We start from the raw sequence: 17,719 nt of genomic DNA, 5'->3' as shown, positions 1-17,719 counted from the left end.
GGCCCGTCAGATCCTCGGCGGCCGTGCCTCGTACGGCGTCGACAGCACGACCGTGGTCCGCGTGGACACCCCCGCGAGCGACCGCAGCCGGGCCAGCAGCTCCTCCAGTTCGTGCGGCGTGGCCACCCGTACCTTGAGGATGTAGTTCTCGTCGCCCGCGACGCTGTGACAGGCCTCGATCTCCGGCACCCCGGCGAGCCGGTCCGCGATGTCGTCCGGCGCGCTCGGGTCGAACGGCTTCACCGAGATGAACGCGGTCATGGGCAGCCCGACGGCCTCGGGGTCGACGACGGCGGCGTACCCACGGATGACGCCACGCTGCTCCAGCCGCCGCACCCGCTGGTGCACGGCCGACGTGGACAGGCCCGTGGCCTTGCCGAGGTCTGTGTAGCTCATCCGCCCGTCCTTGACGAGCAGCTGCACGATCTGACGGTCCAGCTCCTCCATGGCGCAAGAACCTACAGTGCCCTTGATCTCCTCCGATACCTGAGCAGCCCAGGTCATACCCGGTTCGTGATGTGGCAGAGAGCAGCCTGTGAGCCATCTGGGGGACAAAGCGGCCGCCCCGGGCACCTGCAAGCGGCATGTGACGAACGCCACAGCGCCCGAACAGTCTCCGTGATGTTCTCGTGATTACCGCCGAGACCGGGCGGGAAGTGCTTGCTGTGGTCGAGGCCGCAGCGCCTTCACGGCCCAGCCCGAGGGGGAGAACCCAATGCAGAGTCTTAAGCGCCCTGGTCGTACCGCACCCAAGCGACTCCAGGCGGTCGCCGAGCCCGAGCCGGAGGGCGTCGAACCCGACGCCGTCGACGAGGAACTCGACGCGTACGACACCTTCGAGATGTTCCGGGTCGTGTGCCCGGACTGCGCGCAGCCCATCGCGCTGCTGGCCGACGAGGAGGTGCTGCCGGAGCACGCGCTGTGCGTCTCCCCGTGGAACCCCTTCGGCCTCACGGTCTGCGCCGGCACCGGCCGCCGGGCCTCCGAGGCGCGTGCCGCGGACGAGGACCTGGAGCCCCAGGAGCAGGACACCGCCCTGCTGTTGACGCTCCCTCAGGGGCTCGACTGGCGGACCCAGCCGTTCTCGCACGTCGGCGGACCGGGCTCGCGCCCCATGAGGGTCCCCGTCATGCGGCGCCACGCGGCCTGAGCGCACAGCACAGGGTGCGCCGACAGCGCCCGCACCGCATCGCTCAATCCCAGTAGCTGCCCTGCACCATGGCTCGCAGGCTGCCGTGGTGCAGGATCAGTGTGTCCGGATCCGCCGGGACGACGGCTTCCCCGAAGTGCACCTGCCGATAGGCGACCCGCAGCATGACGACGGCGTGCCGCAGGGCGGCGTACAGCGTGTGGAAGTCCATGTCCCGCGGGGTGTGGCCGGTGAGCCGGGCGTAGCGTGCCTCGACCCGGTCGCGGCGGAAGAAGTCCGGCAGTCCGCGCTGTCCGAAGGCGACCGTCAGGTCCTGGAAGAAGCGGTGCAGATAGATCGCCCAGCCGATGTCCACCTCGCGCGGGGCGAGTGCCGCCATCTCCCAGTCGAGGACGGCCGCGGGTTCGAAGCCGTCGTAGACGACGTTCCCGATGCGCGCGTCGCCCCAGTTGAGGACGGGTGTGCCCGGATCGGCGGGCCAGAGTTCCTCCAGCCGGCCGAAGGCGTCCTCGATGAGGGGCGAGCGGGCGGCGCCGTCGACGACCCATTCGTAGTAGGCGCGTTGGGCCGCAACGTGGCGGCGCAGGGCGTCGCCTTCGCCGTCGTACGCGAGGAACTCGGCTTCCTTCAGGGGCACTTGGTCGTGCAGCCTCGCCAGCAGCCCCACCGAGGCGGCCTCCAGGCCCTCGCGCTCCTCGTCGCTCGCCGCGTGCAGCCAGTTGCCCTCGTAGGTGTAGGGCATGACGTCCGGCGGCACCCGCCCCTCGACGCGCTCCATGACGAAGAAGGGCGCGCCGAGCGGGCCGGGATCCTCCTCCAGCCACACCACCTTCGGCACCGGCAGGTCCGAGTGCTCCCCCACCACGCGCATCGTGCGGTACTGCCGGACCATGTCGTACACGGGGAAGACCGTGTACGCCGCCGGGTCCGCCGCCAGCCTCAACGCGCAGGCGCGCAGGGGTGGTTCGGGGTGCTCGATGTCGAAGAGCAGGGTCTCGCTGGACATGCCGTTGGACTCGGGGACCCGCACGCCGACCGCTTTCGCGCCCGGCAGCCGGGTGCCGAGCCAGGCGGTGAGGCGGCGGGCGATGTCCTCCGGGTCGCGGGTGCTGGTACGCGGGCGCGGTGCCGTCGTCATGTGGTCAACCCCCCCTTGTTGCGCAGTGGAATCACGGTGCGACCGAGCGACGGAGCGATCGAGATCCGCCCGGTGAACTCCCTTGTGGCGCGGCCGATTTACGGTGCGACCGAGTCGAAGCCGATGAACCCGCTCGGGTCGTGCCGTCCGAACGAGCCGTGTTCGAAGATTCCGTGCCCGACCTGTCCGTCGAGGCGGAAGCGGGCGGCGTGGTCGGTGACGCCGTACGCGGCCAGTGCATGCGGTTGCGTGAGGTTGTAGCTGCGCCGGTCGGTCCAGCCGCGGCCGCGCCAGGTGCCGTGCTGCCAGTCTTCGGCGGGCGGGTAGCCGGCCCCGATCGCCAGCGGGGAGGAGGTGAGGATCTCCACTTCCAGCTCCTGGGGTTTGCGTAGGTCGCCGAGGTGGACGACGGCCCCGATCGGAGTGCGGGTCCCGGAGCGGTAGGTGATCTCGGGCTGGGGCCAGCCGAGTTGGCGGTCGGGGTGGCCGTCGCGGACGAGGGTGGCGTCGTTGAGGGTGCGGTAGCCGTCGGCGTCCTCCTGGACGATCACCATCAGGAAGCGGTCCTCGAAGCGGACGGGGCACCAGAGCCAGTGGAAGCCCTCGGTGGGGTGGTCCTCGGCGAGCCTGCCGCCCTCCTCGCCGGGTACGGGGCGCACACCCCAGCTGCGGTCGCGGGTGCCCGTCCACTCCGTGGCATTGACCCGGAACTCCTCGCCCCCGGCACGCACCACGCCCTCCACGCCGCCCGCCTGTACGAAGCGGCGGCCCTCCAGGGTGAGCCGGGCACCACGGCGCTGTACGTGGTGCGGCTCCCACAGGGCCGGGAACTCGGCGGTCCAGGTCAGGTCGTACGACAGGGAGCCGTCCGCCGACGAGCCGTCCCCCGACGGGCCGTCCCCCGGTGAGTCGCCGTCACAGACGAGGCGCAGCCGGCGCAGCGGCTCCTCGACCTCGATCCTCAACGGTCCCACGGCGAGCCGCATGCGGTCCTCGCCGAGGGCGTCCGAGGCACGCACCGCGTGCAGGACGTTCCCGGTGCGCAGGGTCGCGTAGGCGTCGATCACACCCAGGTTGGGGTACACGCCGAGGCCGACGATCAGCAGCACCCGGCCCTCGTGGTCGAGGACGTGGAAGATGCAGCGGTCGTAGGCGTTCCGGTCGCCGGTGGCCACGTGCTTCATGGACAGGGGCACCTGGTGCACCGGGTACTCGTCGAGCGGTACGGGGCGGTCGTCGGCCACGGCAAACCTCCCTGGGGACGGCTGGGCTGACGGTACGTCAGACAGCCGCAGGTGGCCAGATGACGGGGCGGCCGACGTCCGCGAACTCACGGCCGATTCCGTCGGCGGGTGACCTGCCCGACCACCGCCGCGTTGGCCTGGTATGACCCCCACCTATTCAGCGACCGGGCGTCAACGCCAGTTCTTCGTGCCGCCGCCTGCAGAATCGGTTCCGCCGCCGCAGGATCCGCCCATCTACCGGGATCTGATGCGCACCTGGGCCGACCGCGGCCGGACCCTGCCCGGGCGCCACGACCCGGAGTGGGTACGGCTCGCGGCGCCGCAGGTCAGGCCGGGTCAGTTCAGCGCGTCTCCGGACCCGCTAGGTGACGTGCGATGACCATCCGCTGGATCTGGTTGGTGCCCTCGACGATCTGCAGGACCTTGGCCTCGCGCATGTACCGCTCGACGGGGAAGTCGGCGGTGTAGCCGTACCCGCCGAGGACCTGGACGGCGTCGGTGGTGACCTTCATGGCGGTGTCGGTGCAGTGCAGCTTGGCCATCGCGGCCTGCTTGGCGAACGGCCGCCCGGCGTCCCGCAGCCGTGCCGCCGAGAGGTAGAGCGCGCGGCCGGCCTCGATCTGGGTCGCCATGTCGGCGAGCATGAAGCGCAGCCCCTGGAAGTCGGCGATCGGCTTGCCGAACTGCCGCCGCTCGGTCGCGTACGCCACCGCGTCGTCCAGCGCCGCCTGGGCCACGCCGATCGCGCAGGCCGCGATGCCGAGCCGCCCGGAGTCGAGCGCGGACAGGGCGATCGCGAAGCCCTGGCCCTCTTCCCCGATGCGCCGCTCGTCGGGGACGCGGACGCCGTCGAGATGGACCTGGGCGGTGGGCGAGCCCTTCATGCCCATCTTCTTCTCCGGCAGCGCCCCGCTCAGGCCCGCCGCGTCGCCCGGGACCAGAAAGGCGGTGATGCCACGGGGGCCCTCCTCGCCGGTGCGGGCCATGACCGTGTAGAAGTCGGCGATGCCGCCGTGCGTGATCCACGCCTTGGTGCCGGTGATGACCCAGTCCTCGCCGTCCCGGACGGCCCGGGTGCGCAGGGAGGCGGCGTCCGAGCCGGACGAGGGCTCGGAGAGGCAGTACGCGCCGAGGAGGCCGCCGCCGAGCATCGCGGGGAGGTGCTCGACCTGCTGCTGCTTGGTGCCGTAGGCGGCCAGGGCGTAGGAGGCGAGGGTGTGGACGCTGACGCCGAGGCCGACGGTGAGGCGGGCCGCGGCGAGCTCTTCGAGGACCTGGAGGTAGACCTCGTACGGCTGGTCGCCGCCGCCGTACTCGGAGTCGTAGGGCAGTCCGAGGAGTCCGGACCGGGAGAGCAGGGTGAAGACCTCGCGCGGGAAGTGCCCGGCGTCCTCCTCCTCGGCCGCCTTCGGGGCGATCTCGCGCTGCGCGATGTCGCGGACGAGCGAGATCAGCTCCCGGGCCTCGTCCGTGGGCAGTTGACGGTCCACCGGCTGCGGGGCGCGATCGGGCATGGCGACGCTCTCCTCCCTGTGTAGGGCACATCGGCGTGCGCCTTTGGTCGGGGCTGCTCCGCCGGGGTCTTGCTGAGGGCCGGCCGATGATCGCACTTCCGGATCGCGAAAGCTGTTGACCAGCGGCTCTGTGCTGTGAGTATGCCCGATCGGAGGTATTGAGTCACCAGTTAACGACCGCTTACTTCAGGAAACCGTGGACGGCTCCACGCGGCCTGTAGCCGGGCTCCGAAGTTGACCGGAATTGGTCCGAACCATTGACCAAGTGGTCTAGTCCACCTACGGTTTCGGTCCAACGCCTCCCGCGTTCATGCCGATCGGCGTGCGATCCCCTCCCGTCCCCTGCGAGGAGACACCCGATGCACACCCCCCTTCGCCCCGGATCCCGGCTCCGGGCGCTGCTGTCCGCCGGTTGTTGCGCCGTCCTCGGTGCGACACTGCTCGCCGGCGCGGGTACCGCCACTGCCACGGCCGACGAGACCGGCAGCTCCGTCAGCTCCGGCAAGGCCGGCTCCAAGGTCGTGGGCTATTTCACCGACTGGGGCATCTACGGCCGCCAGTACTTCGTCAAGAACATCGAGACCTCCGGCTCGGCCGACAGGCTGACCCATATCAACTACGCCTTCGGCAACGTCACCGACGGCAAGTGCGCGCTCGGCGACGCCTGGGCGGACACCGACAAGCCGTTCACCGCGGAGGAGTCCGTGGACGGTGTCGCCGACACCGCCGGCCAGCCGCTCAGCGGCAACTTCAACCAGCTGCGCAAGCTCAAGAAGCTGCACCCGGGCCTCAAGGTCGTCTGGTCCTTCGGCGGCTGGAGCTGGTCGGGCGGCTTCGGCGAGGCGGCCAAGGACCCGGCGGCCTTCGCCCAGTCCTGCTACGACCTGGTCGAGAACTCCAAGTGGGCCGATGTCTTCGACGGCATCGACATCGACTGGGAGTACCCCAATGCCTGCGGCCTGACCTGCGACACCAGCGGCCGCGAGGCGTTCGTGGACGTCATGAAGGCGCTGCGGGCCAAGTTCGGCAGGCGCGAGCTGATCACCGCGGCGATCACGGCCGACGCCTCGGCGGGCGGCAGGATCGACGCGGCGAACTACGCGGGCGCGGCGAAGTACGTCGACTGGTACAACCCGATGACGTACGACTACTTCGGCACCTGGGCGGCAACCGGTCCCACGGCACCCCACTCGCCGCTGTACTCCTATCCCGGCATCCCGACCCGGGGCAACGACACGGCCACCACCATCGCCAAGCTGAAGAGCCTGGGCATCCCGTCCTCGAAGCTGCTGCTCGGCATCGGCTTCTACGGGCGCGGCTGGACCGGCGTCACCCAGGCGAAGCCGGGCGGTACGGCCACCGGGCCCGCGGCGGGGACGTACGAGGCCGGCTTCGAGGACTACAAGGTGCTGAAGTCCACGTGCCCGGCGACCGGCACGGTCGGGGGCACCGCGTATGCCAAGTGCGGCTCGGACTGGTGGAGTTACGACACCCCGAGGACCATCAGGGGGAAGATGAAGTACAAGGACGCGCAGCGCCTGGGCGGCACGTTCTTCTGGGAGCTGAGCGGGGACACCGCCGACGGTGAGCTGATCAGGGCGATCAACTGAACTGAGCCGTACGGGACTTGGGGCGGGGGCGCGGGAGCCTTCGCCCCTTGCCCTGCGCTTTTGCACCCCTGCTGCGCGTCGGCCCTCGTCGCAGGTCAGGTGTCGCGGCGGGCGGGTGCCGGGGCCGGGTAGGCGGGGTCGAGTTCCTCGATCGCGCGCATGGTGGCGCCGAGCGTCTTCACCAGCAGTTCGCGCATGGTGTCGCGGGAGAGCTGGGGCGGGCTGTCGATCCAGTCGAGGGTGGCGCCCTCGACGCTGCACACCCAGGCGAACAGTCCCATGCGGGCCACCGGGGAGATGTCGGCGCCGCCGTACGCCCCTTCGGCGATGGTCGCGACGATCGCCTCACGGACCCCGTCGCGGATGGCGTGCACCTCGGCGTCGAAGCCGACCCCGCCACTGACGACGGTGCGGTAGGCGGCCTGGTTGTGCTCGGCGAAGCGCAGATAGCTGTCGATGGTGCGGGACACCCGGTCCACCTGGGGCAGTTGGACCCCGCTCGCCGCGAACGTGACCAGGTCGGCGACGGAGTCCTGGATGATCGCCAGGTAGTAGCCGCGCTTGGACTGGAAGTAGTAGTAGATCAGCCCCTTGGCGACATGCGCCTGGCGGGCGATGTCGTCCATCGAGAGCGCGTCGTAGGACGTGTCGGCGAACAACCTCCGCCCGATGGCGATGAGTTCGGCGCGGCGTGCCACCGAACGCTCGGTTCCGCGCGCCCGGGGACGGGCGGCGTCGCGCTGTTGGCTGATATTCAATTTCGACCCTGATCTCAAACGGGGCGGGACACCCGCAGTATGTCAGGTCAACTATGGGTCAGGTCACAGCAGTCCGAGCTGGGTCACGAGCATCGCGACCACCACGACAAGGGTCCAGCCCATGACGTGCTCGAGGATCTTCGGGCCGTCTTCCTTAGGGCCGCCGGTGCGGACATGGGCGGCGGTGGCGGAGTTCGCAGTCATGCGTCCACCTTGCCATCGAGCGGGTCTTTTGCGGCAGAGATGTCGGTCACAGCGGAAAGGCCCCGGTTTCCCGGGGGCCGGAACCGCTCGGTATGTGACTCAGTGCACTCCGACGGCGGCGAGCGCCTTGCGCTGCCGTGCGCTCGGCTGCGCCGGGAAGTAGAGGTAGCAGACCCCTCCGGACCCGGAGACGACCTTGCCGCTTGCGTTGTACCGCTTGGTGCGGAGCCAGATCTTCTCCCACTCGCGCCGCTTGTAGACCCGCCGCACCGCCTCATCGCTCGGCGAGGCGGGGTCGTTGGCGATCACGTCCCCGTCGGCGGTGAAGCCGATCACGGTCATCAGGTGTCCGGAGGTCCCGTACCCCGCACCCGTCAGCTCCTCCTTGCGGAAGGACTGGGACGTCATGGCGGGGATCCCGGCCGCGATCAGGGTCTCCAGGTCGGTGAGCGACCCGAGGCGGGTGACCACTCCCTGCAGCCCGTCGAAGGTGGCGGCGTAGGCGGCGTTGAACGGCCAGTTGCCGCAGCCCGCGTACTGGTGGTCGAACGTGTGCCGGGCCGCGTGGCACACCTGCGGATCGGCATAGGCCGGGTCGACCCAGGCGAGCTGCTGCGGGGTGAGCCGGCCGCCCCAGTACTCGACGATCATCTGCGAGGAGGTGGGGCTGCACCAGGCCTCGCCGCCGTTGTCGTACTGCGGGTACTGGCCGGCGTGGATCTCCTGCGAGTACCGCGGGACGATCAGCTCCCGGGCGAGGCCGGGCTCGGAGGCCGGGACGGTGAACCGGTCGGGGATGTCGGAGCCCATCGCGCCGAGCCGCCACACGGTCGGGGTCTTCGTCGTGCCCGGCTTGCGGTAGAGGGTCAGGCGCAGCCGGTACGAGGCGATGCGCAGGCCGCTCGCCGGGGCGTCGACGGCCAGGGTGTCCGTCCAGACGCTGCTGCGGCCGTCGCTCTGGTCGTCGACGGAGGTCCGCCGGATGTCCCGGTCACCGGCCGCCCAGCGCCCCATGACGTACCAGGGGGTGGTGGTGCCGTCCGAGTACGTGCCCTTCAACTCGACCTGGAGCCAGGTCCCGCCCGGGGTGTGCGCGTTCCAGGACGCGATGGCCTCGGTGGCGGGGACGGCGAGCTCGTGGACCGGGGACGTCCAGGTCGCGTACTCCCAGGCGGCCGCCTTCCCGCTGTGCGGATCCCGGTACTCCACGGTGCCCAGGGCGTCGTCGATCACCAGCCCCGGCCGCTCACCGGCAACGACACGGGTCCCCTTCGCCTTTCCCCGGCGCCAGTCGCCGTACGTCGTCCAGAACCGGTTGTCGACGAGGCGGGCCGGGGCGGCCCGGTCCTCTTCCACGGCGTCGTCCGAACCGTCGGCCGCGGATGCCGGGCTCGCGCCACCTGCCACGGCGGCGGCGACCGCGGCGGCCAGGACGGTTCTGCGGGACGGCTGTTCGGCTCTGCTCATGGGCGGGATGACCCCCAAGTCGTCCAGGTCCGGGCAGGTCCACTGCACGGTGGTGCGGTCGCGGGTGTGGTCGGTCAGCGGTCGAGCGCCGGCCATGGACTCAGCCGACGCGCGGCCGCACACCGGCCTCGTGGTCGTGGCTCGGTGCGCGGTCGTGCGCCGGACCAGGCCATGGCCCGTACACGCTCACGCGCCGATCCGGGACCTCGGCCGGTGCACAGGCGTGCGCCGGCCGTGACCGTGGTCGGTGCACGGTTGTGCGCCCACTATGGCTGCCGTCGGCATGCTCCTGCCAGCACCCCGGGCCGTGCCGCGCCCGGCAATTTCGGCGGGTGGTCATGAGCGTGACCTGCGGTGCGCTGCGGCCGGCGGCGTGTCCGCCTGGCTAGACTCCGTCGCCGTACCCCGCCCAGCGCGCACCCCGGGAACGATCATCGAGCAGCTCGCCGACCACCTCCGCCGCCTTCCGCCGTCGTGCGGCCCGGTCCGTCTGATCGCGGTCGACGGGCACGCGGGCTCCGGAAAGTCCACGTTCGCCGGGCAGTTGGCCGCCGCGCTGGACGGTGCGCCGGTGCTGCACCTCGACGACATCGCCAGCCACGAGGAGCTGTTCGGCTGGACCGGGCGGCTGCTGGCCCAGGTGATCGAGCCGCTGAGCCGTGGCGCGAGCGCGCACTACTCCCCCTACGACTGGCACGCCCGCCGCTTCGGCCCGGCCCGCACCCTGCCGCCGGCACCCGTGATCCTCGTCGAGGGCGTCGGCGCGGGCCGCCGCGTCCTGCGCCCTCATCTCGCACGGCTGCTGTGGATGGAGTTGCCCCACGAGGAGTCCTGGAGGCGCGGGCGGTCACGGGACGGGGAGGAGCAACGGGAGTTCTGGGACGGATGGGTCCGGGCCGAAGTCGAACATTTCGCCGAGGATCCCTCGCGGCCCTTCGCCGATCTTCTGGTTCGGCAGCGCAAGGAGGGGTACGAGTTGCTCGTGGGACCCGCCGGAACCCTTGGACCGGACCGGAAAATCACTCTGGGTGACGAACCATCCGCAATGTGCTGAACTTGTGAAGACCACGGTCCTTGAACTTCCCGGACTGCCCCAACTCGGCTTGACCGACGGGCCGTACAGGACTTACGTTCTCAATGTGCGGCCTTCCAAGACCGCCCTCAGACGCGAAGCCCCCGGTTGTTCCCCCGTGATCGGGGGCTTCGTTCTGCCCTCAACTCCGTTTTGTGGACGCTCCGAGGCGCGATTCGCTCACCCTCGGTCACCTTCGCGTGTGCGCCCCATCTGCTCCCACCTCGCCAAACGGCCTGTGCGGCACCCTTCGAAGGTCCGTACCCCCGCAGGTACGATGCCCTCGGTGCGACCTTCGGACGGCGGCTTCGCGCACCGTTGCAACTCCGGTCCGCAGCAAGGCGGTTCGATCAAGGCAGTCGCGGGCGACGGCCCGGCGGCGAACCAACGGGGGCACGGTTTGTGGGGGACGTGATGGACTTCGGCACGCAGGGCCCGCAGGCCCCGGCCGACCTCGCCTGGCTGCGAGGTGTGGATGCCTACACGATGGGCGCCTATCCGCAGGCGGAGGAGGAGTTCCGCGCCTCGGTGCGGATGGATCCCGGGATGGCCGACGGCTGGCTCGGACTGCACGCGCTGCGCGTCGACACGACGACCGCGCTGCTGCGGATGTTCCGGCACCGGGAGCGCTTCGGGGAACAGCGCGCAAGGCATCGGCGCACTCTCAACTCCTGGTACTGGCTCGGCTGGTGGGTGCAGCCCGTCCTGGAGAGCCCGCGCGATCTGCTGCTCGCGCACGCCTCGCACTGGCTGGACGGCCGCCATGTCCCCGAGCTGGACCGGGCCCTGGCGGGTCTGCCACCGGTGGACGCCGATCCGCAGGTGCGCTTTCTGCACGCCTGCCGCGCCTATCTGGTCAAGGACTGGGACCAGCTCGTCCGGCACACCGACCCGCTGATCGACGATCCCCTGCTGGGCATCGAGGCGGGCCTGTTCGGCGGGATGGCCCGGGTGCGCCTTGAGATGTACGGCCAGGCCGAACCCCTGCTCTCCGCGGCGCTGATGCGCTGCCGCAGCGAGCAGCCGCAGCGCAAGGAGCTGCGCTACTGGCTCGCCCGCGCGCACGAGGGCACCGGACGCTCCGCCGCCGCCCTCCCCCTCTACCGCGCGGTGCACCGCGTCGACCCGGCCTTCATGGACACCTCCGCCCGGCTCGCGGCGATCGCCGAGGGCGACGGATACGACGACGCCGCGGCCGACCTCGCCTCGATCGCCCTCTCCGGCGCCCAGGACGTCCTGGAGGGCCCCGACGGTCTCGACCCGCTCTTCGGCGGCGCCGACGGGCGTGACCTCAAGTTCTCCGACCCCGACCTGCCGCAGGGCGGCCCGCTGCCGTCGGTGACGAACCCTTCGGTGCGCGAGAAGAACTTTCCCGTGCCGCCGTTGCCCGCCGGTCCGACCGACCCCGTCTTACTCGAGGAGGCGCTCACCGAACTCGAGCGCATGGTGGGCCTGGAGCCGGTGAAGCGACAGGTCAAGGCGCTGTCGGCCCAGCTGAACATGGCTCGGCTGCGCGCCGGGCAGGGCCTGCCGGTCCAGCCGCCCAAGCGGCACTTCGTCTTCTCCGGCCCCTCCGGCACCGGCAAGACCACGGTCGCCCGTATCCTCGGCCGCGTCTTCTACGCCCTCGGTCTCCTCGGCGGCGACCATCTCGTGGAGGCCCAGCGGGCCGACCTCGTCGGCGAGTACCTCGGGCAGACCGCCGTGAAGGCCAACGAGCTCATCGACTCCGCGATCGGCGGGGTGCTCTTCGTGGACGAGGCGTACTCGCTGTCCAACTCCGGTTACGGCAAGGGCGACGCGTACGGCGACGAGGCGCTGCAGGTGCTGCTGAAGCGGGCGGAGGACAACCGGGACCATCTCGTGGTGATCCTCGCCGGGTATCCCGAAGGTATGGACCGGCTGCTGGCCGCCAACCCCGGACTCTCCTCGCGCTTCACGACCCGCGTGGACTTCCCCTCCTACAAGCCCCTTGAACTCACTTCCATCGGCGAGGTGTTGGCCGCGGAGAACGGTGACGTCTGGGACGAGGAGTCCCTCGACGAGCTGCGGTCGATCGCCGGGCATGTGGTGGACCAGGGGTGGATCGACGAGCTGGGGAACGGGCGGTTCCTGCGGACGCTGTACGAGAAGAGCTGCGCGTACCGGGATCTGCGGTTGTCGACGTATCCGGGGATGCTGTCGCGGGACGACCTGTCGACTCTGCGGCTGCCGGACCTGATGCAGGCGTACGGGGAGGTTCTCTCGGGCCGGGGCCCTCAGGATCCGTCGACCACGTGAGGCACCGGCACCGGGGCGCGGCACAGGCGGGAACGCCGCCCCCGCGCTGACGGGGAACCGCCTGCGCCCACCCGTGCCGCCCCTAGCGGCACGCCTGCCCGCAGGCTGGGCGGGTCGGGGCAGCACCGGCTGCCGGGGGCGCCGCACCAAGCAGCACGCCCGCCCACCGCCTGGGCAGGCCCGGGGCAGCACCGGCCGCCTGGGTGAACACCGCCCGAAACGGCACGCCCGCCTGCAGACCGGGCGAATCCGGAACGTACCGGCCGCCTCGGGTGGGCGCCGCCCCGAACGGCACGCCCGCCCGCACGCTGGACAGGTCCGGAAGGTGCCGGCCGCCTGGGTGGGCGCCGCACCGAGCAGCATGCCCGTCCACAGGTCGGCCGGATTCGGGAAGCACCGGCCGCCCCCAAGCAGGCGCCGCCCCCGAGCCGTATGCCCGTCGGCACGCCAGGCGGATCCAGAGAGCGCCCGCTGCTCGGGGGCGTCGGGGGCGTCGGGGGCAGGCTGCGTCGTTCTCCTTGGCTACGCCAGTACTTCCTCCGGGTCGCTCGTCCTTGGTTCCGTGAGCTTGGTCTGCGGTGTGTCCCGGTGGGCCGGGTCGGTGACCTCGCCCACCAGCAGTTCCAGTACGTCCTCCAGCGCCGCCAGGCCCAGCACCTTGCCGGACGTGTCCGTGACCTGGGCCAGGTGCGTCGCCGCGCGTCGCATGACCGTCAGGGCGTCGTCCAGCGGGAGTTCGGCCCTGAGGGTCGTCATCGGGCGCCACAGGTGCTGCGGTACGGCCCGCTCGGACTCCTCCAGGTCCAGTACGTCCTTGACGTGGAGGTAGCCCATGAAGGCGCCGTTCTCGGCGACCACCGGGAAGCGGGAGTAGCCGGTGCGGGCGGTCAGCTCGACGACCTGGCCCGGGGTGACCGAGGGGCCCACCGTCACCAGTGACTCGCGCTTCAGCAGGACGTCCGTGACCGGGCGGGAGCCCAACTCCAGGGCGTCCTCGAGGCGTTCCTGCTCCTCGGGGTCCAGCAGGCCCGCCTGGCCGGCGTCCTCCACGAGGCGGTTGAGCTGTTCGCTGGTGAAGACGGCCTCGACCTCGTCCTTGGGCTCGACGTGGAAGAGGCGCAGGATGCCCTGGGCGACGGCGCCGAGGGCGATGGTGATCGGCTTGCAGAAGCGGGCGAAGACGACCAGGCCCGGGCTCAGCCACAGCGCGGCCTTCTCCGGGGCGGCCATCGCGAGGTTCTTCGGGACCATCTCGCCGATGACGAGGTGGAAGAAGACCACCGCCGCCAGGGCGATGACATAGCCGAGCGGGTGGATCATGCCGTGCGGCAGGTGCATCCACACGAAGACCGGCTCCAGGAGCCCCGCGACCGTCGGCTCGGCGACCGCGCCCAGCGTCAACGAGCAGACGGTGATGCCGAATTGGGCCGCGGCCATCATCTGCGGCAGCCGCTCCAGGCCGTACAGCACCTGGCGTGCCCGGGCCGTGCCGAGGGGTTCGATCTGGCTGCGGCGCACGGAGACCAGCGCGAACTCGGCGCCGACGAAGAAGCCGTTGGCGAGGACCAGCAGGGCGGCGAACAGGAGTTGGAGCACGCTCATCGGGCGGCCTCCACAACCGCGGGGGCCGTTCTGACCAGTCGTACGCGCTCGGCGCGGTAGTGGCCGACCTGGCGGACCGAGAGGCGCCAGCCGGGGAGTTCGGCGCGGTCGCCGACGGCCGGGATACGGCCGAGCAGGTCGGCGACGAGGCCTGCGACCGTCTCGTACGGTCCCTCGGGCACGTCGAGGCCTATGCGCTGGAGGATGTCGACGCGGCAGCTGCCGTCGGCGTCCCAGGCGGGCCTGCCGTCCTCCGAGGGGGCGGCGGCGAGTTCGGGGACGTCCTGGCCGTCGTGCTCGTCGCGGACCTCGCCGACGATCTCCTCGACGATGTCCTCCAGGGTGACCACACCGGCCGTGCCGCCGTACTCGTCGACGACGACGGCGATGGGCTGCTCGCTGCGCAGCCGGGCCAGCAGGGGCTGGACCGGGAGGGTCTCCGGGACCAGCAGCGCCGGGCGGGCGATCCGGGCGACCGGGGTGCGCAGCCGGTCGTGGGTGGGGACGGCGAGGGCGTCCTTGAGGTGGACCATGCCGACGATCTCGTCGATCTTCTCGCGGTAGACGGGGAAGCGGGACAGGCCGGTGGCGCGGGTCAGGTTGACCACGTCCTCGGCGGTCGCGGACGCCTGGAGCGAACTGACCTTCACGCGCGGGGTCATGACGTGCTGCGCGGTCAGTTCGGCGAGCGACAGGGTGCGTACGAAGAGGTCGGCGGTGTCCTGTTCCAGGGCGCCGGCCTGGGCCGAGTGCCGGGCCAGGGAGACGAGTTCGCCGGGGGTGCGGGCGGAGGCCAGCTCCTCGGTGGGCTCGACGCCCAGGGCGCGCACGAGTCGGTTGGCGACGGCGTTCAGCGCGGCGATGACCGGGCGGAACAGCCGGGCGAAGGCGTGCTGCGGGCCGGCGACGAAGCGCGCGACCTGGAGCGGCTTGGACACCGCCCAGTTCTTGGGCACGAGTTCGCCGATCACCATCTGCACGGCGGAGGCCAGCAGCATGCCGACGACCACGGTGACCCCGGAGACGGCGCCCTCGGGAACGCCGACCGCGGTGAACGGGCCGTGCAGAAGCTCCGCGAGCGCCGGTTCGGCGAGCATGCCGACGACGAGGGAGGTGATGGTGATGCCGAGCTGGGTGCCGGAGAGCTGGAAGGAGAGCTCCTTCAGCGACTCCACGACCGTTCGGGCTCGCTTGTCGCCCTCGGCGGCGGCCTTCTCGGCGTCCGGCCGCTCGACCGTGACGAGGCCGAACTCGGCGGCGACGAAGAAGCCGTTGGCGAGAATCAGCAGGAAGGCGGCTGCGAGCAGCAGCAGGGGGATGGTCATGCCGCCGCCTCGGTATGTCGGGAGGGGGCGGCGCAGGTACTACAGGACGATCCGTCCATCGCTGGAGGGAATCACTCCTCGGGTGGTAGTGGGCCTCTGAAGACCGGGGGGAACATCAGCGGCGGAGGCGTCACGAAAACGCCTCCGCCAACAGATTAATCAAGACATGGCCCTCTACGGCAGATCCCCCGGGGTGCGGGCCTCGACGAGCGCCCGCAGCGCGCGGGCGTCGGCGATGGCCTGCTGTTTGGCGATGCCCGGCTGAATGCCCAGGGCGGGCAGGCTGGTGCCGTCGGTGAGGTTGAGGAACACCCACGGGTCGCCGGGCCGCAGATTGACCTGGACGATCTCGGCCCAGTCCAGGTGCCGCCTGCTCGCGATGTTCACGACGGTGACACCGGACTGGTCGGCGACCACCTTGACGCGGGCGAGCAGGGCGAGCACCCCGGCGAGGAGCGCCGCCGTGAAGACGAAGCTCAGGCGCTCGCCCGGGCCGAGCTTCTCCAGCAGCAGCGCGATCACGGTGATCGTGACGAAGATCGCGACGGCGGCGGAGAGCAGGACGGCCCGGGTGCGCCCCGGCCGGAAGGTGACGGGGAGGTCAGGAAGGTCGGACATGGCTCCGGGACACCTCAGAGACGGCAGGCGTGGATGGCCGTCGTCAGGATGGCCCGCGCGCCGATGTCGTACAGGTCGTCCATGATCCGCTGCGCCTCCTTGGCGGGGACCATCGCGCGGACGGCGACCCAGCCCTCGTTGTGCAGCGGGGAGACGGTCGGGGACTCGAGACCGGGGGTCAGCGCGACGGCCTTCTCCAGCTGCTCGACGCGGCAGTCGTAGTCCATCATCACGTAGGTCCGGGCGACCAGGACGCCCTGGAGGCGGCGCAGGAACTGCTGGACCTTGGGCTCATTCTCCGAGGAGGTGTCCGCGTCGGTGCGGCGGATCACGACGGCCTCGGACTTCATGATCGGCTCGCCGAAGACCTCCAGGCCCGCGTTGCGCAGGCTGGTGCCGGTCTCGACGACGTCCGCGATGACCTCGGCGACACCGAGCTCGATGGCGGTCTCGACGGCGCCGTCGAGGTGGACCACGGAGGCGTCGACGCCGACGTCGACGAGGTGGCCCTCGACGATGCCCTCGTAGGAGGTGGCGACCGTCTTGCCCTTGAGGTCCTGCACTCCGCTCGCGGTGCCGGGCTTGGCGGCGAAGCGGAACGTGGAGCGGGCGAAGCCGAGCGGGAGGATCTCCTCGGCCCTGGCGCCGGAGTCGATCAGCAGATCGCGGCCGGTGATGCCGATGTCGAGGCGGCCGGAGGAGACGTAGATCGCGATGTCGCGGGGGCGGAGGTAGAAGAACTCGACCTCGTTGCCCGGGTCGACGATCCTGAGCTCCTTGGACTCCCGGCGCTGCTGGTAGCCGGCCTCATGCAGCATCTCCGCCGCAGGGCCTGAGAGGGAACCCTTGTTGGGGACGGCGATGCGCAGCATGAGGTCGGCTTCCTTTGGGTGATGTGCGTGATGGGGATGTCGTGCGGAACTGGCGGGATCACAGATGGGCGTAGACGTCGTCCAGGGAGATGCCGCGGGCGACCATCATCACCTGGACGTGGTACAGCAGCTGCGAGATCTCCTCGGCGGCCGCCTCCTTGCCCTCGTACTCGGCGGCCATCCAGACCTCGGCGGCCTCCTCGACGACCTTCTTGCCGATGGCATGGACACCCTTGCCGACCAGCTCTGCGGTGCGGGAAGTGGCGGGATCGCCGTTGGCGGCCTTGTGCTGGAGCTCGGCGAAGAGCTCCTCGAACGTCTTCTTGGACATGGTGACGCTCAGCCTATGCCACACCCGCCGTCCGTCAGCGCCACGGTTCAGATACTGAGCGGAGGGTGGCCGCGGTCGCCACCGCCGCCGTCACCGCCTCGTGCCCCTTGTCCTCGTGGGAGCCCTCGATCCCGGCGCGGTCCAGGGCCTGCTCCTCGGTGTCGCAGGTCAGCACGCCCATGCCGACGGGGACGCCGGTCTCGACGGAGACCTGGGTGAGGCCCTGGGTCACGCCCTGGCACACGTACTCGAAGTGCGGGGTGCCGCCGCGGATGACGACACCGAGGGCGACGATCGCGTCGTAGCCCCGCCCGGCCAGCACCTTGGCGACGACCGGGAGCTCCCAGCTGCCGGGGACCCTGAGCAGGGTCGGCTCGTCGATCCCCAGGTCGTGCAGGGCGCGCAGGGCGCCGTTCACCAGACCGTCCATCACCTTCTCGTGCCACTGCGCCGCGATGACGGCGACCCGCAGGTCACCCACATTGCGTACGGACAGCTCCGGTGCACCCTTGCCGCTCACGTTCTTCGCTCTCC

The 17,719-nt window shown here is 70.9% G+C and carries 17 protein-coding genes; 4 read left to right on the top strand and 13 right to left on the bottom strand.

All coding sequences use genetic code 11. The features are described from left to right. Nucleotides 1-6: 6 nt before the first annotated feature. Nucleotides 7-447, bottom strand: coding sequence for an Lrp/AsnC family transcriptional regulator (locus PH203_RS11295; RefSeq protein WP_004002750.1), 441 nt, complete (start codon nucleotides 445-447; stop codon nucleotides 7-9). Between the two features lie 268 nt (nucleotides 448-715). Between PH203_RS11295 and PH203_RS11290 the strand changes: the two genes are divergently transcribed. Continuing rightward, complete coding sequence (locus tag PH203_RS11290; protein WP_289919322.1) at nucleotides 716-1,150, top strand: hypothetical protein; 435 nt, start codon at nucleotides 716-718, stop codon at nucleotides 1,148-1,150. A gap of 43 nt (nucleotides 1,151-1,193) precedes the next feature. Here PH203_RS11290 and PH203_RS11285 read toward each other — a convergent pair whose 3' ends face one another. The 3 genes from PH203_RS11285 to PH203_RS11275 all read right to left on the bottom strand — a co-directional run bounded on the left by PH203_RS11285 (nucleotide 1,194) and on the right by PH203_RS11275 (nucleotide 5,046). After that, on the bottom strand, nucleotides 1,194-2,288 hold the full coding sequence (locus PH203_RS11285; protein WP_289919320.1) for a phosphotransferase family protein: 1,095 nt from the start codon (nucleotides 2,286-2,288) through the stop codon (nucleotides 1,194-1,196). A gap of 98 nt (nucleotides 2,289-2,386) precedes the next feature. Further along, complete coding sequence (locus PH203_RS11280; RefSeq protein WP_289919318.1) at nucleotides 2,387-3,532, bottom strand: hypothetical protein; 1,146 nt, start codon at nucleotides 3,530-3,532, stop codon at nucleotides 2,387-2,389. Nucleotides 3,533-3,873: 341 nt separating this feature from the next. Next, nucleotides 3,874-5,046 (bottom strand): acyl-CoA dehydrogenase family protein, encoded by a 1,173-nt coding sequence (locus PH203_RS11275; protein WP_289919315.1) that lies wholly within the window; start codon nucleotides 5,044-5,046, stop codon nucleotides 3,874-3,876. A 359-nt stretch (nucleotides 5,047-5,405) separates the two neighbouring features. Between PH203_RS11275 and PH203_RS11270 the strand changes: the two genes are divergently transcribed. Next, the gene (locus PH203_RS11270) at nucleotides 5,406-6,656 is read left to right on the top strand and encodes a glycoside hydrolase family 18 protein (protein WP_289919313.1); all 1,251 of its coding nucleotides are present in this window, start codon (nucleotides 5,406-5,408) and stop codon (nucleotides 6,654-6,656) included. A gap of 95 nt (nucleotides 6,657-6,751) precedes the next feature. On the opposite strand, the gene PH203_RS11265 is transcribed toward PH203_RS11270, so the two are convergent. From PH203_RS11265 to PH203_RS11255, 3 genes are all read right to left on the bottom strand, one after another. Next, nucleotides 6,752-7,414 carry a TetR/AcrR family transcriptional regulator gene (locus tag PH203_RS11265; protein WP_289919312.1) on the bottom strand — a complete coding sequence of 221 codons (663 nt, stop codon included), beginning with the start codon at nucleotides 7,412-7,414 and terminating at the stop codon, nucleotides 6,752-6,754. Between the two features lie 63 nt (nucleotides 7,415-7,477). Beyond that, on the bottom strand, nucleotides 7,478-7,618 hold the full coding sequence (locus PH203_RS11260) for an SCO1431 family membrane protein (protein WP_289919311.1): 141 nt from the start codon (nucleotides 7,616-7,618) through the stop codon (nucleotides 7,478-7,480). A 99-nt stretch (nucleotides 7,619-7,717) separates the two neighbouring features. Next, a complete protein-coding gene (locus PH203_RS11255) occupies nucleotides 7,718-9,085 on the bottom strand; it encodes a peptidase C39 family protein (RefSeq protein WP_289919462.1) in 1,368 nt (455 codons plus the stop codon). 433 nt (nucleotides 9,086-9,518) lie between these two features. Here PH203_RS11255 and PH203_RS11250 point away from each other — a divergent pair, with 433 nt between their 5' ends. Together PH203_RS11250 and PH203_RS11245 are read left to right on the top strand one after the other, a co-directional pair. Next, nucleotides 9,519-10,139, top strand: coding sequence for a hypothetical protein (locus PH203_RS11250; RefSeq protein ID WP_289919460.1), 621 nt, complete (start codon nucleotides 9,519-9,521; stop codon nucleotides 10,137-10,139). Nucleotides 10,140-10,571: 432 nt separating this feature from the next. Then, complete coding sequence (locus PH203_RS11245; RefSeq protein ID WP_289919310.1) at nucleotides 10,572-12,437, top strand: AAA family ATPase; 1,866 nt, start codon at nucleotides 10,572-10,574, stop codon at nucleotides 12,435-12,437. Nucleotides 12,438-12,959: 522 nt separating this feature from the next. On the opposite strand, the gene PH203_RS11240 is transcribed toward PH203_RS11245, so the two are convergent. The 6 genes from PH203_RS11240 to ribH all read right to left on the bottom strand — a co-directional run bounded on the left by PH203_RS11240 (nucleotide 12,960) and on the right by ribH (nucleotide 17,705). Further along, nucleotides 12,960-14,039: a hemolysin family protein gene (locus tag PH203_RS11240; RefSeq protein WP_289919307.1), complete on the bottom strand. Its 1,080-nt coding sequence runs from the start codon at nucleotides 14,037-14,039 to the stop codon at nucleotides 12,960-12,962. Then, nucleotides 14,036-15,364 (bottom strand): hemolysin family protein, encoded by a 1,329-nt coding sequence (locus tag PH203_RS11235; protein ID WP_289919305.1) that lies wholly within the window; start codon nucleotides 15,362-15,364, stop codon nucleotides 14,036-14,038. Before PH203_RS11235 ends, PH203_RS11240 begins: the two co-directional genes overlap by 4 nt. Before the next feature lie 174 nt (nucleotides 15,365-15,538). Continuing rightward, nucleotides 15,539-15,982, bottom strand: coding sequence for a PH domain-containing protein (locus tag PH203_RS11230; protein WP_289919303.1), 444 nt, complete (start codon nucleotides 15,980-15,982; stop codon nucleotides 15,539-15,541). Nucleotides 15,983-15,996: 14 nt separating this feature from the next. Then, nucleotides 15,997-16,854, bottom strand: a complete 858-nt coding sequence (gene hisG, locus PH203_RS11225; RefSeq protein WP_289919302.1) for an ATP phosphoribosyltransferase — start codon at nucleotides 16,852-16,854, stop codon at nucleotides 15,997-15,999. Between the two features lie 58 nt (nucleotides 16,855-16,912). Further along, a complete protein-coding gene (locus PH203_RS11220; RefSeq protein WP_067283860.1) occupies nucleotides 16,913-17,185 on the bottom strand; it encodes a phosphoribosyl-ATP diphosphatase in 273 nt (90 codons plus the stop codon). A 34-nt stretch (nucleotides 17,186-17,219) separates the two neighbouring features. Continuing rightward, entirely contained in the window at nucleotides 17,220-17,705 is a 486-nt protein-coding gene (gene ribH, locus PH203_RS11215; protein ID WP_289919294.1) for a 6,7-dimethyl-8-ribityllumazine synthase, read from the bottom strand. Nucleotides 17,706-17,719 lie beyond the last annotated feature (14 nt).

Source organism: Streptomyces sp. S.PB5 (genome assembly GCF_030403745.1).
Taxonomy (GTDB): Bacteria; Actinomycetota; Actinomycetes; order Streptomycetales; family Streptomycetaceae; genus Streptomyces.
Note: the sequence above shows the minus strand (reverse complement) of the source record. Positions and strands in the feature narration are given on the sequence as shown.

Bases quoted from the DNA above. Each gene is read 5' to 3' on its own strand.
- PH203_RS11295 (WP_004002750.1), bottom strand. From the start codon at position 447: ATGGAGGAGCTGGACCGTCAGATCGTGCAGCTGCTCGTCAAGGACGGG.
- PH203_RS11290 (WP_289919322.1), top strand. From the start codon at position 716: ATGCAGAGTCTTAAGCGCCCTGGTCGTACCGCACCCAAGCGACTCCAG.
- PH203_RS11285 (WP_289919320.1), bottom strand. From the start codon at position 2,288: ATGACGACGGCACCGCGCCCGCGTACCAGCACCCGCGACCCGGAGGAC.
- PH203_RS11275 (WP_289919315.1), bottom strand. From the start codon at position 5,046: ATGCCCGATCGCGCCCCGCAGCCGGTGGACCGTCAACTGCCCACGGAC.
- PH203_RS11270 (WP_289919313.1), top strand. From the start codon at position 5,406: ATGCACACCCCCCTTCGCCCCGGATCCCGGCTCCGGGCGCTGCTGTCC.
- PH203_RS11260 (WP_289919311.1), bottom strand. From the start codon at position 7,618: ATGACTGCGAACTCCGCCACCGCCGCCCATGTCCGCACCGGCGGCCCT.
- PH203_RS11255 (WP_289919462.1), bottom strand. From the start codon at position 9,085: ATGAGCAGAGCCGAACAGCCGTCCCGCAGAACCGTCCTGGCCGCCGCG.
- PH203_RS11245 (WP_289919310.1), top strand. From the start codon at position 10,572: ATGGACTTCGGCACGCAGGGCCCGCAGGCCCCGGCCGACCTCGCCTGG.
- PH203_RS11240 (WP_289919307.1), bottom strand. From the start codon at position 14,039: ATGAGCGTGCTCCAACTCCTGTTCGCCGCCCTGCTGGTCCTCGCCAAC.
- PH203_RS11235 (WP_289919305.1), bottom strand. From the start codon at position 15,364: ATGACCATCCCCCTGCTGCTGCTCGCAGCCGCCTTCCTGCTGATTCTC.
- PH203_RS11230 (WP_289919303.1), bottom strand. From the start codon at position 15,982: ATGTCCGACCTTCCTGACCTCCCCGTCACCTTCCGGCCGGGGCGCACC.
- hisG (WP_289919302.1), bottom strand. From the start codon at position 16,854: ATGCTGCGCATCGCCGTCCCCAACAAGGGTTCCCTCTCAGGCCCTGCG.
- PH203_RS11220 (WP_067283860.1), bottom strand. From the start codon at position 17,185: ATGTCCAAGAAGACGTTCGAGGAGCTCTTCGCCGAGCTCCAGCACAAG.